General features: G+C 74.2%; 1 protein-coding gene. It reads left to right on the top strand.

Annotated features, from left to right (window positions below):
• Window positions 1-996 (top strand): hypothetical protein (locus GCN74_RS29070; protein WP_193317309.1); only part of this gene is annotated, 996 nt, incomplete at both ends.

Raw genomic sequence — 996 nt, 5'->3', positions numbered from 1 at the left:
GCAGCCGTCGCCGCCATTTCGGCCGCCGCCACGCAGCACGCGCAAGCCGATGATGCGGCCGCCGCCGCCGCCGCTCTCACCGCGTCGATCTCGCTGGCCGCCACCCAGGCCGCCCAGGCCGCCGATCTTGCCGTCGGCACGACTGCGGCCACGGCAGCGGCCGCACTGGCCGCCCTGAACCAGGCCCTGGCCGATGACAATGCCGCCGCGGCAGCCAGCACGGCGGCCGCCAACGCGCAAACGGCCCTGAATAACGCCACGACGACACTCAATGCGGCAATCCTGGCTGCCAGCAACTCGCTCGCCGCCACCAATGCCGCCCTGGGCGCCGACGCCACGGCCGCGAGCACGGCGGCAGCTGCCGCCGCTGCCCAGGTCATTGCGGACGCCGCACTGGCAGCCGACGCCGCCCTGGCGGCCCTGGCGACGGCAGCCAACAATGCGCTGGCTGCCGCCGCCGCCGCGCTGGCCGCCGACGATGCCGCCGCCAACGCAGCCCACACGGCAGCGCTTTCGGCCGCTGCCACGCTGGCGGCGCAACTGGCCGACACGGCGGCCGTCAATGCCCATGCCGCGCTCAACGCGGCCATCGCCAACCTGAACGCGGCGGTAACGGCCGATACCAACGCCCTGGATGCCGACAATGACAAGACGCTCAAGCTGAACCTCCTCATCTCCGCGCAGAACGCGTCCGATGCGGCAGCGCAGGCCAACGCCAATGCGGCAGCGGCCCATGCGGCGCTGGCGTCGGCCCAGGCCGACGATGCGGCAGCCGCCACCGCTGCCGCGAATGCGGCGTCGGCGCATGCGGCGGCCGTCGCGGCGCAAAATGCCGATGCCGTCGCGGCAGCGGCAGCGGCGCAGGCAGCCATCTCGCTGGCCGCCACGCTCAATGCCCAGGCGGACGATGCCACGGCGGCAGCAGCCGCCACGGCAGCGGCAAATGCACAGCTGGCGCTGAACGCGGCCCTCGCCGCCGACGCCGACGTCGCCGCC

It is taken from the genome of Janthinobacterium sp. FT14W (genome assembly GCF_009208755.1).
Classification (GTDB): domain Bacteria; phylum Pseudomonadota; class Gammaproteobacteria; order Burkholderiales; family Burkholderiaceae_D; genus Janthinobacterium; species Janthinobacterium violaceinigrum.
The sequence above is the reverse complement of the archived record's forward strand: the minus strand, read 5'-3'. Positions and strand labels throughout refer to the sequence as shown.